The sequence below is a fragment of the Saccharomonospora iraqiensis subsp. iraqiensis genome (genome assembly GCF_000430445.1).
Taxonomy (GTDB): Bacteria; Actinomycetota; Actinomycetes; order Mycobacteriales; family Pseudonocardiaceae; genus Saccharomonospora; species Saccharomonospora iraqiensis.
In genome coordinates this window covers 1,330-13,711 of record NZ_KE387137.1, presented here as the reverse complement: position 1 = coordinate 13,711, position 12,382 = coordinate 1,330, and the positions used below count along the sequence as shown (strand labels likewise).

The window sequence follows — 12,382 nt, the reverse complement described above, 5'->3', positions numbered from 1 at the left end:
CGGGACGTCCGGACACGACACGGCCCCCGCCGGTGCCGCGTCGACGGGCGCGGCGGACGGGGGCCGTGTCGGTCCGGGGATCGTGCTGGACCGGATCACGGGGGACTGACGGCGTCCGCCGCCCGCCCCCGCGACCCGGTCGTGGGGCTCACTCCTCGCCGTCTCCGGTCTCGCCGTCTCCGGCGGGGGTCTTCGACTTGCCCTCGCCGTTCTTCGGCGACCGGCCGTTGTTGTTGCGCCGGCGCGGCTGCCGCGGGGCGGGCGGGGCGGAGATCGCGGGCTGTTGCTGCTGGGCGGGCCCGCCGCCGAGCATCAGCTCGGCGAAGGTCGCCATCGCCTCGTCGAGCTGACCCCCGATGCGGCGCTCCGACTCCTCGTTGCTCTTGCGCACCACCGAGCTGAAGTACTCGTTGTCCGGCTGCTGGGCCAGGGTGCCCTCGACCTGGGACAGCCCGGACTTCACCGCGCCGTCCAGATCGCCGATCTGCGAGACGACACCCTCCTCGACCTTGTCCAGGCGGGTGGCCAGCTCGTCCAACCGCGAGGTGAGCTTGTCCAGCCTCCCGCCGAGCGAGTCGAGGCGGTCGGAGGTGTCCAGGATCTCCGCGGTCTCGGTCAGCGAGGTGCGCAGCGAGTCCGCCGTCTCGGTCAACGAGGTGCGCAGCGACTCGGCGGTGCTCGACAGCGAGCCGGTCAGCGACTCGGTGCTCTCGGACAGCGAGTTCTGCACCGCCTCGGTGTTCGCCGTGGCCCGCTCGCGGGAGTCGGTGTCGAAGCGGTCGACCCGCTCCTTGAACGAGGTCTCCATCGTGTCGATCCGCTCGCGGACCGGGCCGTGCACGGCCGAGGGGACCCCGTCGATCTTGTCGTCCTGCTTGTCCAGGTGCCCACCGAGCTCGTCCAGCCTGCGGTGGATGTTGGTGAGCTTGTCCTCCAGGCCGTCCATCCGGCCGGACACGCCCTCGAAGCGGGCCCCGACACCGTCGAGCCTCCCGTCGAGCTGCGCGAACGGCTTCTGGAGTTTGTCGACCACGGACTCCACCGAGCGGGCCAGCTCGGCCAGCGCGTTGTCCTGGGCCTCGAGCCGGTTCATGGCCTCGTCCAGGCGTTCGGCCAGGACGGAGACCTCCGTGCGGTCGGGCAGCTCGGACAGCCGCTTGCGCATCGCGCCGAGGGAGTCCACCGGCGCGAGCCGGGCGTAGATGTCGTCGAGGGCGTCGAAGATCTGCTGCTGTTCGCTCTCTCGGACCTCGGCCGCGCGCACCAACATGTTGCGCATCCGGTCGAAGGACGGGGCTGCGAGATTGTTGTCAGACGTCACTGCGGTGTCCTTCATCGGCGGGGAAAGATGGGACCTGCCCGCGAGCCTAGCGATCGACCCGCTGCGGAGCGTATCGCCCCCGTCCGTAAACGTGTGACGTGCGAAGCCGATCACGGGCATAACGTCTCGGTCACCGTGGTAACGCTCAAGTACGGGTTCGGACCCGGGCCGCGGGCGGCCCCCGGGGTTCCCGCGGGGTCACTCGGCCCCGCCCGCGGTGTGTCAACCATCCGTGTGACCGCCGCGCCCGGGTACCGTCGGGGAATGGCGACGCGAACCGTTCCCACCCTTCAGGACCTGCGCACGGCCCCCAAGGTACTGCTCCACGACCACCTGGACGGCGGGCTGCGCCCGCGCACCGTCGTCGAGCTGGCCGAGTCGACCGGCTACCGGGGGCTGCCCACCACCGACGTCACCGACCTGACCCGGTGGTTCCGGGACGCGGCGGACTCCGGGTCCCTGGAGTCCTATCTGGAGACCTTCGCCCACACCACCGGGGTGATGCAGACCGAGGAGGCGCTGTCCCGGGTGGCCGAGGAGTGCGTCGAGGACCTCGCCGCCGACGGCGTCGTCTACGCCGAGGTGCGCTACGCGCCCGAGCTGTTCGTCACCCGGGGGCTGTCCCTCGAGGCGGTGATCGAGGCCGTGCAGGACGGCTTCGAGCGGGGCACCCGGCGCGCGGCCGAACAGGGCGTGCGCATCCGGGTGGGCACCCTGCTCTGCGCGATGCGGCAGCACGCGCGGGCGCTGGAGATCGCCGAACTCGCCGTGCGCTACCGCGACGTCGGCGTGGTCGGGTTCGACATCGCGGGCCCGGAGGCCGGCTTCCCCCCGACCCGCAACCTCGACGCCTTCGAGTACATCCGGGTCAACAACGCCCACTTCACCATCCACGCGGGTGAGGCGTTCGGACTGGCGTCGATCTGGGAGGCGATCCAGTACTGCGGCGCCGAACGGCTCGGACACGGGGTACGCATCATCGACGACATCACCCCCGCCGGCGACGGTGCCGCGACCGTCCCCGGCGGTGGTGCCGCGGAGCTGGGCAGGCTGGCCTCCTACGTGCGGGACCGGCGTATCCCGCTGGAGGTGTGCCCGTCGTCCAACCTGCAGACCGGGGCCGCCCCCTCGCTGGAGAAGCACCCGATCGGTCTGCTGGCCGCGATGCGGTTCCGGGTCACGGTGAACACGGACAACCGGCTGATGAGCGACTGCACCATGTCCTCGGAGTTCGCCCGGCTCGTGGAGACGTTCGGCTACGGCTGGTCGGACGTGCGGTGGTTCACGATCAACGCGATGAAGTCCGCCTTCATCGACTTCGACGAGCGCCTGGACCTGATCAACAACGTCATCAAGCCCTGGTACGCCGAAGTCGAGTGAGGTGACCGTGAGGGGCACATTCCCTGCGTGTCACGCAGCGAATGTGCCCCTCACGGCACCGGGCGCAGGGAAAGTGCCCCTCACGGCAACACCCGGGGTGCGGGGTCAGTTCGCGTGCAGGCGGGTCTCGAAGTTCTCCACGAGGGTGCGCCAGGTCTTCTGCTCGGCGTCGAACGGCGCGCTCGGGGCGAGCCGGTCCGGGTCGGGGCTGACCACGAAGGACACCAGCCAGCCGAGCCGTTCCGAGCCGGCCAGCGCCTCGTGGACGCTGTCGTCGCCGGCCCAGTCGGCGGCGTCGGTGAGCAGCTCCACCGCGAGTTCCAGCTGACTCGGGTCGATGGCCTCCAACCCGGAGCCGATGTCGTCGGCCAGCCCGGTGAGCACGTAGGTGTTCTCCGGGTCGACGTCCACCTCCAGCTCACCGGCCGTCGCGCTGGTCAGCACCTCGTCCCAGGTGGACACCTCGGCGAGGTCGGTCAGCGCCAGGTCGCCGGGTTCGGCCAGCGCCCGCGCCAGCGCGCGTTCGGAGGGGAAGGTCTCGATGCGGCCGTTCGAACCGAGGAAGATCGGGTCGTCGTCGAGATAGCACCGCAGGGTGAAGTGCTCCCGGTCGGACGTGACGATCTTGATCGGGTCGATGCCGACCTCGGTCCAGAACCCCGCGGGCTCGTCGGCGTCGTCGGTCCCGTCCTCGGAGTCGGCGGTCTCGTCCGTGTCCGTGGCCTCGCCGGTGGTCGCCGAGCCCCCGTAGACGGCGTCCAGGTCCTCCCGCTCGTCCGAGTCGACCCCGGCCTCGGACTCGGCCGACTCCTCGTGGAAGGCGGCCAGCTCCTCGGTCGTCTGGTCGAGCGTGGCGGAGTCCACCTCCGGCACGGTGATCAACTCGTCGACGGAGTCGAGCACCACGTCCCACTTCTCGGAGACGGTCTTGGACAGGTCGTTCCACAGCCGGGTGCCGTCCCGGCCGGAGAACGGCAGCTGCCCCTGATCGAGCAGGGAGAACGCCTGGCAGCCGTCCAGGACCTCGTGCACGTCGTCCAGCTCGCACACGTCCGCCAGCGACCGCACGATGTTGACGATCTCCGCGAGCTCGCTCAGGGTCCAGGAGTCGGGTTCGCCCGCCACCATCTCCGGCACGCCGACGAGGTCGAAGCAGTGGTCGTCGTCGGGGATCAGCTCGGGCACGTTGAGGGCGGGCACCGTGTCCCAGGCGGGGTGGTCGACCAGGTCGTGCTCGGTGGCCGTGCGCACGTACGCCGCCAGGTGGGCGGAGTCCCGGAACGCGTAGAGGTCGTCCTCGTCGCCGAGGAAGGCCTCCCACTCCTCGCCGTCCTCCCGCCATCGTGGCGCCCACAGGGTCACCAGATCGCCTTGTGGCAGCCCGAGTTCGATCGGGATGATATCCTGAGCCATTCCGCCCTCCGGGAACACCTGTGCACGTGCCGGTTCACCACTGCGTTCGAAGCCGGCCGTGAAGGCGAAGCCTACGGGTTCCGGCTCCGAACCGCGATCACCCCTCACGCGAAGGGGCCGCCAGTGACACGATCTCAGGCACGATGACTGAACTTCTCACCGACCGCCTTCCCGACGAAGCCGACGCCGAGGGCGCCGACCCCGACGCCCTCTTCGACGCCTTCACGACCTGGACCGCCGAGCGGGGCGTCGAACTCTACCCGGCGCAGGAGGAGGCGTTGATCGAGGTCGTCTCCGGTGCCAACGTCATTCTCTCCACCCCGACCGGCTCGGGGAAGAGCCTGGTGGCGGTGGGTGCGCACTTCGCCGCGCTGGCCGACGGCGTGCGCAGCTTCTACACCGCGCCGATCAAGGCGCTCGTGTCGGAGAAGTTCTTCGACCTCGTCGACACCTTCGGCGCCGACAACGTCGGCATGATGACCGGCGACTCCAGCGTCAACCCGGACGCGCCGATCATCTGCTGCACCGCCGAGATCCTGGCCAACATCGCCCTGCGGGACGGGGCGGAGGCCGACGTCGGGCAGGTCGTGGCCGACGAGTTCCACTTCTACGCCGACCCGGACCGCGGCTGGGCCTGGCAGGTGCCGCTGCTGGAGCTGCCGGAGGCGCAGTTCGTGCTCATGTCGGCCACCCTCGGCGACGTCTCGTTCTTCGAGTCCGACCTCACCCGGCGCACCGGCCGGGACACCGCGGTGGTCACCTCCGCCGAACGCCCGGTGCCGTTGACCTTCCGCTACGCCACGACGCCCATGCACGAGACGGTGTCCGAGCTGCTGCACGGCGGACTGGCCCCGGTGTACGTGGTGCACTTCTCGCAGGCCGCCGCGGTGGAGCGGGCACAGGCACTGATGAGCATCAACGTCTGCTCCCGCGCCGAGAAGGACGCCCTGGCCGAGGCGATCGGCGACTTCCGGTTCTCCGCGGGGTTCGGCAAGACGCTGTCCCGGCTGGTGCGGCACGGCATCGGCGTCCACCACGCCGGGATGCTGCCCAAGTACCGCCGCCTCGTCGAACAGCTCGCCCAGGCGGGCCTGCTCAAGATCATCTGCGGCACGGACACCCTCGGCGTCGGCATCAACGTGCCGATCCGCACCGTGGTGTTCTCGGCGCTGACCAAGTTCGACGGCACCCGCCAGCGGCATCTCAAGGCCCGCGAGTTCCACCAGGTCGCGGGCCGTGCGGGGCGCGCGGGCTACGACACCGACGGGCACGTCGTCGTGCAGGCCCCCGAACACGTCATCGAGAACGCCAAGGCGCTGGAGAAGGCGGGCGACGACCCGAAGAAGAAGCGCAAGGTCACCCGCAAGAAGGCGCCGGAGGGCTTCGTCAACTGGACCGAGAGCACCTTCGACCGCCTCGTCGCCGCCCAGCCCGAGCCGTTGACCTCGCGGTTCACGGTGACCCACGCGATGCTGCTCAACGTCATCTCCCGGCCCGGGGACGCGTTCGCGCACATGCGGCACCTGCTGGAGGACAACCACGAGGACCGGCCCGCCCAACGCAGGCACATCCTGCGCGCGATCGCCATCTTCCGCGCGCTGCTCGCTGCCGGGGTGGTCGAGCGGCTGGACGAGCCGGACGAGCAGGGCCGGACCGTGCGGCTCACGGTGGATCTGCAGTTCGACTTCGCCCTGAACCAGCCGTTGTCCCCGCTCGCGCTGGCCGCGATCGAGCTGCTCGACCCGGACTCGCCGAGCTACGCGCTGGACGTGGTGTCCATCGTCGAGGCCACGGTGGACGACCCGAAGCAGGTGCTGGCGCAGCAGCGGTTCAAGGCCCGCAACGAGGCCATCGCCGAGATGAAGGCCCAGGGCATCGAGTACGAGCAGCGGATGGAGCTGCTGGAGGACGTCACCCACCCGAAGCCGCTGGAGGAGCTGCTCGAGGCGGCCTACTCGCGCTACCGCCAGGGGCACCCGTGGGTGGCCGACTACGAGCTCTCCCCGAAGTCGGTCGTGCGGGACATGTTCGAGCGGGCGATGAACTTCGTCGAGTACATCGGCCACTACGGCCTCGCGCGGTCGGAGGGGGTGCTGCTGCGCTATCTCGCCGACACCTACGACGCGCTCCGGCGCACCGTGCCCGACGACGCCAAGAGCGAACCGCTGCAGGACCTCATCGAGTGGCTCGGGGAACTGGTGCGCCAGGTGGATTCGAGTCTGCTCGACGAGTGGGAGGCGCTGCGGCACCCGGAGGAGGCCGCGGCCGACGACACCGGCAGGCACACCGTCTCCGAGGGGCCGCAGCCGGTCACCCGCAACGAGCGCGCGTTCCGGGTGCTGGTGCGCAACGAGATGTTCCGCCGGGTGCAGCTGGCCGCCCGCGAGGACTACGAGGCGCTCGGTGAGCTGGACGGCGACTCCGGCTGGGACGCCGAAGCGTGGGAGGACGCGCTGGCGGACTACTTCGCCGAGTACGACGAGATCGGCACCGACGCGGACGCCCGCGGCCCGGGCCTGCTGCTCATCGAGCGCGAGCCCGAGCCGGGCATCTGGCGGGTCCGGCAGATTCTCGCCGACCCGGCCGGCGACCACGACTGGGGCATCAGCGCCGAGGTCGACCTCGGCGCCTCCGACGAGACCGGCACGGCCGTGATCACCGTCACCGACGTCAACCAACTCTGACCCGTCAACTCACGGGCACCACCCGTCAACTCGCGCGCCCGGAGCGGCAACTCGCCGGCAGGCCCGCGAGTTGCCGGTTCAGGCCCGCGAGTTGACGGTTCAGGCCCGCGAGTTGGCGGGTCAGGTGCCGAGGGGGTGCCAGACGGTCTTGGCCTCCAGGCAGTTGCGGAGGCGGGCGAGCCCGGGGCGCGCGGTCCAGTCCGGTTCCTCGTCGCCGGTGTCCAGGACCCGCTTCACCGTGTCCGCCGCCGCGCGCGCCATCTCCACCTTCCCGACCGGACCGGCACCGATCGGGTCGAGCGCGTTGACGTCGGCGTGCGAGGCGAGCCACGGGCCGAGTTCGAGCGCGCTGCCGCTGAGCACGTTCGCCACCCCGGCGGGCACGTCCGAGGTCGCCAACACCTCGGCGAGCGTGACGGCGGGCAGCGGCCGCTCGCCGCTGGTGACGACCACCGCGGTACACCCCGTGGCCAGCACCGGCGCGAGCACGCTCACCAGCCCCAGCAGCGACGACCGCTGCGGGGCCAGCACCCCGACCACCCCGGTGGGTTCCGGTGTGGTGAACGAGAAGTACGGCCCCGCCACCGGGTTGGCCGCGCCCAGCACCGAGGCGATCTTGTCGGTCCAGCCCGCGTAGTACACCCACCGGTCCACGGCCGCGTCCACGACGGCCTCCGCCTTGCGGCCGGACAATCCTTCGGCCTCGCCCACACGGGCGACGAACTGCTCGCGCCGGTCCTGCAGCATCTCCGCCACCCGGTACAGCACCTGGCCCCGGTTGTACGCCGTCGCACCGGACCAGCCGCCGAACGCCTTCCGCGCCGCCGCCACCGCGTCCCGCAGGTCCTTGCGGGAGGCCTGCGAGACGTTGGCCAGGAACCGCCCCTTCGGGTCGGTCACCGGGTAGCTGCGGCCCGACTCGGACCGCGGGAACTTCCCGTCGACGTAGAGCTTGTAGGTCTTGGCCACCTCAACTCGCGACATGCAGATACGCCTCCAGACCCGTCCGGCCGCCCTCGCGCCCGAAGCCGGACTCCGTGTAGCCACCGAACGGCGCGGCGGGATCGAACCGGTTGAACGTGTTTCCCCAGACCACCCCGGCCCGCAGCCGCTCGGCCAGCCACAGCATCCGGGAGCCCTTCTCCGTCCACACCCCCGCCGACAGGCCGTAGGGCGTGTTGTTCGCCTTGGCGACGGCCTCCTCCGGGGTGCGGAACGTCAGCACCGACAGCACCGGGCCGAAGATCTCCTCGCGGGCGATGCGCATCGACTGCGCGACGTCGGAGAACACGGTCGGCGCGAAGAAGTACCCCCGCTCCGGCAGCGCGCACGGACTCGTCCAGCGCGTGGCCCCCTCGGCGTCGCCGGAGTCGGACAGCTCCCGGATCCGGGCGAGCTGCTCGGCCGAGTTCACCGCGCCGATGTCGGTGTTCTTGTCGAGCGGGTCACCGAGGCGCAGCGTGGACACCCGCGCGCGCAGCCGCTCCAGCAGTTCGTCGGCCACCGACTCCTGCACGAGCAGCCGCGACCCGGCGCAGCAGACGTGCCCCTGGTTGTAGAAGATCCCGTTGACGATGCCCTCGACCGCCTCGTCCAGTGGGGCGTCGTCGAACACGATGTTCGCCGCCTTGCCGCCGAGTTCGAGGGTCAGCCGTTTGCGCGTGCCCGCCAGCGTCCGCTGGATGCCCTTGCCCACCTCGGTGGATCCGGTGAACGCCACCTTGTCCACACCGTCGTGCTCCACCAGGGCGGCGCCGACGTCCCCGGCGCCGGGCAGGATGTTCACCACCCCCGGCGGCAGGTCGGCCTGCTGACAGATCTCGGCGAACACCAGCGCCGTCAGCGGCGTGGTCTCGGCCGGTTTGAGCACCACGGTGTTGCCCGTGGCCAACGCCGGGGCGATCTTCCACGCCAGCATCAGCAGCGGGAAGTTCCACGGGATCACCTGGCCGGCCACCCCGAGCGGACGCGGGTCCGGGCCCACGCCCGCGTGGTCGAGCTTGTCCGCCCAGCCCGCGTGGTAGAAGAAGTGTGCCGCGGCCGTCGGGATGTCGGCGTCCCGCGACTCCCGGATCGGCTTGCCGTTGTCCAACGTCTCCAGCACGGCCAGCTCGCGTGCGCGTTCCTGGAGCAGCCGGGCGATGCGGAAGACGTACTTCGCGCGCTCGGCGCCGGGCATGGGTGCCCAGGTGCGCTCGAACGCCTTGCGTGCGGCCTTCACCGCCGCGTCCACGTCGGCCGGACCCGCCGTGCCGACCTCGGCGAGCACCTCCTCGGTGGCGGGGTTCACCGACTGCAGCGGCGTGCCCGAGCCGTCGACGAACTCACCACCGACGAACGGCCGGTACCGCGACTTCAGGCCGGCCACCTCCCGCGACTCCGGCGCGGGTTCGTACTCCCAGAGATTCACGCCCATCAGTCCAATGCCAGGTAGTCGGGGCCGCTGTAGTGGCCGTCCAGCTGGGTGCGCCGTTGCAGCAGCAGGTCGTTCAACAGGCCGGAGGCGCCGAAGCGGAACAGCGACGGCGTGAGCCATTCCTCGCCCGCGACCTCGTGCACGGCGACCAGGTACCGCACGGCCTCCTTGGTGGTCCGGATCCCGCCCGCGGCCTTCACCCCGCGCCGCTGTCCGGTGGTCCGGTGGAAGTCCCGCACCGCCCGCAGCAGGACGTGGGTGCCCGGCAGCGTCGCCGCCGGGGACACCTTGCCGGTGGAGGTCTTCACGAAGTCGCCGCCCGCCAGCAGCGCCAGCCAGGCGGCCCGGCGGACGTTGTCGTAGGTGGCCAGCTCACCCGTCTCCAGGATCACCTTCAGGTGCGCCCCGCCGCACGCCTGCCGGACCTCGCGGATCTCCTCGAACACCGCCCCGTACCGGCCCTCCAGGAAGGCGCCCCGGTCGATCACCATGTCGACCTCGTCCGCGCCGGCGTCGACCGCGAGCCGCACGTCGGCGAGCTTGATCTCGCGACCGGAACGTCCGGACGGGAAGGCGGTCGCCACACTCGCGACGCCGACGCCGCTGCCGGTCAGTGCCTCGACGGCGGTGGACACCAGGTCGGGGTAGACGCACACCGCCGCCGCGGCCGGGGTGTCCGGCCGGTCCGGGTCGGGACGCCGTGCCTTGGCGGCCAGCGACCGCACGCGACCGTGCGTGTCGGCGCCCTCCAGCGTGGTCAGGTCCACCATGGAGATCGCCGCGTCGATCGCCCACCGCTTCGCCGCCTTCTTGATGCTGCGGGTGGCCAGGGTCGCGGCACGCTGTTCGAGACCGACCCGGTCCACTCCGGGCAGGCCGTGCAGGAACCGGCGCAGACTTCGCTCGTCGCGGATCGCGTCGGCGAGCTCGGCCGGCAGGGTAGCTGTTGCCATGGCGGAGAGGGTATCGGTCACGACGGGCCGGGCCACGGGCTCGGCGGCACCGGTCTCTTCCCTTTGGAGCCGGACTCAGTCGTGCTCGTCCCGTTCGCGGCCCCGCCGCCGCGGCTCGCGGGGCACCCGTTTGACCTCGACCCCGCCCATCAGGGCCAGCCCGTTGATCCGCACGACCGGGGCTCCGGGCGGTGCGGAGTCGGACGCCCCTTTCTTGTTCTTCGTCTCGAACGCGCCCATGAACCCGAGGCCGGTCACCTCGACGACGATGTCGTCGGGGACCGTGATGTCCACACCACCCATGATCGCGACCGCGGTGATGGTGCAGTGCTTCTCGGCGTAGCGGGCCTGCCGCAGGTCGATCTCGACGCCGCCCCAGAACGCGAAGCTGTTGTGCTGCGCGGGCAGCACCCAGTTGCCCTTGCGGTCGGCCCCGGACATCACGGCGATCGAGAACGTCGACCCCGGGGTTCCCCCGATCCGCTGCTCGGGTGGTGCCGCCGCGGCGGGCGGGCCGTCGGGCGTCCACGGCGCGACCGACGCTCCGGGCAGATCGGTCAGCACCGGTTCCAACTCGCCCAGGGTCTTCGCCGCGTACACGGTGTCGAGCCGTTCCTCCAGCTCGCTCATCGTGATCCGGCCCTCGCCCAGCGCGTCGTGCAGGATCCGCGCGACCCGTTCCCGGTCGGCGTCCGAGGCCCGCATCCGCGTGTACTCACCGTGCCCGGCTTCGTCGTCCACGTGACCAGCCTAACGAGGCCGACGTCCGGGCTCATCCCCGTTCTCCGCATCCGCACCGGGCCGGTCCCGCGCAGTTAGGGTGACGGCCATGGATGTGCACGTCGTCGAACACCCGTTGGCCAAGGCCCGGCTCTCCACGATGCGGGACGCGCGCACGGACAGTGCGGCCTTCCGCGCGGCGCTGCAGGAGCTGACGGTCATGCTCACCTACGAGGCCATGCGGGAGGCGCCGCTGCTGACCGAGCGCATCCACACCCCGGTGGCCCGGACGGACGGCTTCCGGCTGGCCGATCCGCCGTTGCTGGTGCCCGTGCTGCGGGCCGGCCTCGGCATGGCCGACCAGGCGCACAAGCTGATCCCGGACGCGCAGATGGGTTTCGTGGGGCTGGCGCGCGACGAGGAGACCCTGCAGCCCACGCCGTACATGGAGTCGCTGCCCGAGTCGTTGGCGGAGCGCCCGGTCGTGGTGCTCGACCCGATGTTGGCCACCGGCGGCTCGATGGAGTACACGATCCGGCTGCTCACCGGACGCGGGGCCACCGACGTCACCGCCGTCTGCGCGCTCGCCGCCCCGGAGGGGATCACGTGTCTGGAGAGGTCCGGGCTGCCGGTGCGCGTGGTGACCGCGAGCGTCGACGAACGCCTCAACGAGTCCGGCTTCATCGTTCCCGGCCTGGGCGACGCCGGCGACCGGCAGTACGGGCCGCTCTGACGGACACGGCCTACGGGGCGCCTGAGCTGCGAAGATCGAAAAAGGGACCCCCCTTTCGGGTGGGGTGGGCCGGGTGTGTAGTGTTTACTTCGTCGCCGGGGAGACCGGACGGGCCCTCCGAGAGGGGGAGTTCGGGTTACTCGGCGGGGGAACATGAACCAAGCTCCCATGGTTGTGGTAGAGTGGGTGTTCCTCGCTCCGGGTGAGTGGTCACCCCCCTTGAAAGAGCCTTCCGGGGTTGTTGTTAGGGTGGGTGTCGCTCGGAGGGAAAAACCGAGAAGCATCTTTGTGGTGTTGTTTGAGAACTCAACAGTGCGCTAGTGATTGTCAGCTAGTAGAGCTTTGATGCCTCACCTGTTTTGGTGGGTGGGGTTTGCCCCTTTTTTGTGGGTTTCTTTGAGACATTGGGTCTCGGATCGAATATTCATTGTTGGAGAGTTTGATCCTGGCTCAGGACGAACGCTGGCGGCGTGCTTAACACATGCAAGTCGAACGCTGAAGCCGCCTTCGGGTGGTGGATGAGTGGCGAACGGGTGAGTAACACGTGGGCAATCTGCCCTGTACTCTGGGATAAGCCCTGGAAACGGGGTCTAATACCGGATAGGACATCGCCTCGCATGGGGTGGTGTGGAAAGCTTCGGCGGTACGGGATGAGCCCGCGGCCTATCAGCTTGTTGGTGGGGTGATGGCCTACCAAGGCGACGACGGGTAGCCGGCCTGAGAGGGTGACCGGCCACACTGGGACTGAGACACGGCCCAGAC

General features: G+C 70.4%; 9 protein-coding genes and 1 other annotated feature (1 of these 10 cut by a window edge). Of the genes, 3 read left to right on the top strand and 6 right to left on the bottom strand.

Features of this window, described 5'->3' with window-relative positions:
• Positions 1–148: 148 nt before the first annotated feature.
• Positions 149–1,321 (bottom strand): coiled-coil domain-containing protein, encoded by a 1,173-nt coding sequence (locus ACTIR_RS0120650; RefSeq protein WP_034241275.1) that lies wholly within the window; start codon positions 1,319–1,321, stop codon positions 149–151.
• Positions 1,322–1,585: 264 nt separating this feature from the next.
• Between ACTIR_RS0120650 and ACTIR_RS0120645 the strand changes: the two genes are divergently transcribed.
• Complete coding sequence (locus ACTIR_RS0120645; RefSeq protein ID WP_026455688.1) at positions 1,586–2,701, top strand: adenosine deaminase; 1,116 nt, start codon at positions 1,586–1,588, stop codon at positions 2,699–2,701.
• A gap of 105 nt (positions 2,702–2,806) precedes the next feature.
• Here the strand turns inward: ACTIR_RS0120645 and ACTIR_RS0120640 are convergent, their stop codons facing one another.
• Complete coding sequence (locus ACTIR_RS0120640; RefSeq protein ID WP_026455687.1) at positions 2,807–4,114, bottom strand: hypothetical protein; 1,308 nt, start codon at positions 4,112–4,114, stop codon at positions 2,807–2,809.
• A 143-nt stretch (positions 4,115–4,257) separates the two neighbouring features.
• On the opposite strand from ACTIR_RS0120640, the gene ACTIR_RS0120635 reads away from it, so the two are divergent.
• Positions 4,258–6,798, top strand: coding sequence for a DEAD/DEAH box helicase (locus tag ACTIR_RS0120635; RefSeq protein WP_026455686.1), 2,541 nt, complete (start codon positions 4,258–4,260; stop codon positions 6,796–6,798).
• Positions 6,799–6,918: 120 nt separating this feature from the next.
• Here ACTIR_RS0120635 and ACTIR_RS0120630 read toward each other — a convergent pair whose 3' ends face one another.
• The 4 genes from ACTIR_RS0120630 to ACTIR_RS0120615 form a co-directional block, all read right to left on the bottom strand.
• Positions 6,919–7,782, bottom strand: coding sequence for an aldehyde dehydrogenase family protein (locus ACTIR_RS0120630; protein WP_007024939.1), 864 nt, complete (start codon positions 7,780–7,782; stop codon positions 6,919–6,921).
• A complete protein-coding gene (locus ACTIR_RS0120625) occupies positions 7,769–9,214 on the bottom strand; it encodes an aldehyde dehydrogenase family protein (RefSeq protein ID WP_411431340.1) in 1,446 nt (481 codons plus the stop codon). Before ACTIR_RS0120625 ends, ACTIR_RS0120630 begins: the two co-directional genes overlap by 14 nt.
• On the bottom strand, positions 9,214–10,167 hold the full coding sequence (gene deoC, locus ACTIR_RS0120620) for a deoxyribose-phosphate aldolase (RefSeq protein ID WP_026455684.1): 954 nt from the start codon (positions 10,165–10,167) through the stop codon (positions 9,214–9,216). The genes ACTIR_RS0120625 and deoC overlap by 1 nt, the downstream gene beginning before the upstream one ends.
• 75 nt (positions 10,168–10,242) lie before the next feature.
• The gene (locus tag ACTIR_RS0120615) at positions 10,243–10,908 is read right to left on the bottom strand and encodes a DUF1707 SHOCT-like domain-containing protein (RefSeq protein ID WP_026455683.1); all 666 of its coding nucleotides are present in this window, start codon (positions 10,906–10,908) and stop codon (positions 10,243–10,245) included.
• Between the two features lie 88 nt (positions 10,909–10,996).
• Between ACTIR_RS0120615 and upp the strand changes: the two genes are divergently transcribed.
• The gene (upp, locus tag ACTIR_RS0120610) at positions 10,997–11,620 is read left to right on the top strand and encodes a uracil phosphoribosyltransferase (RefSeq protein ID WP_026455682.1); all 624 of its coding nucleotides are present in this window, start codon (positions 10,997–10,999) and stop codon (positions 11,618–11,620) included.
• Between the two features lie 435 nt (positions 11,621–12,055).
• Positions 12,056–12,382, top strand: a sequence feature (16S ribosomal RNA rRNA prediction is too short) (it continues 358 nt past the right edge of the window).

Bases quoted from the DNA above. Each gene is read 5' to 3' on its own strand.
- ACTIR_RS0120645 (WP_026455688.1), top strand. From the start codon at position 1,586: ATGGCGACGCGAACCGTTCCCACCCTTCAGGACCTGCGCACGGCCCCC.
- ACTIR_RS0120640 (WP_026455687.1), bottom strand. From the start codon at position 4,114: ATGGCTCAGGATATCATCCCGATCGAACTCGGGCTGCCACAAGGCGAT.
- ACTIR_RS0120635 (WP_026455686.1), top strand. From the start codon at position 4,258: ATGACTGAACTTCTCACCGACCGCCTTCCCGACGAAGCCGACGCCGAG.
- ACTIR_RS0120630 (WP_007024939.1), bottom strand. From the start codon at position 7,782: ATGTCGCGAGTTGAGGTGGCCAAGACCTACAAGCTCTACGTCGACGGG.
- ACTIR_RS0120625 (WP_411431340.1), bottom strand. From the start codon at position 9,214: ATGGGCGTGAATCTCTGGGAGTACGAACCCGCGCCGGAGTCGCGGGAG.
- deoC (WP_026455684.1), bottom strand. From the start codon at position 10,167: ATGGCAACAGCTACCCTGCCGGCCGAGCTCGCCGACGCGATCCGCGAC.
- upp (WP_026455682.1), top strand. From the start codon at position 10,997: ATGGATGTGCACGTCGTCGAACACCCGTTGGCCAAGGCCCGGCTCTCC.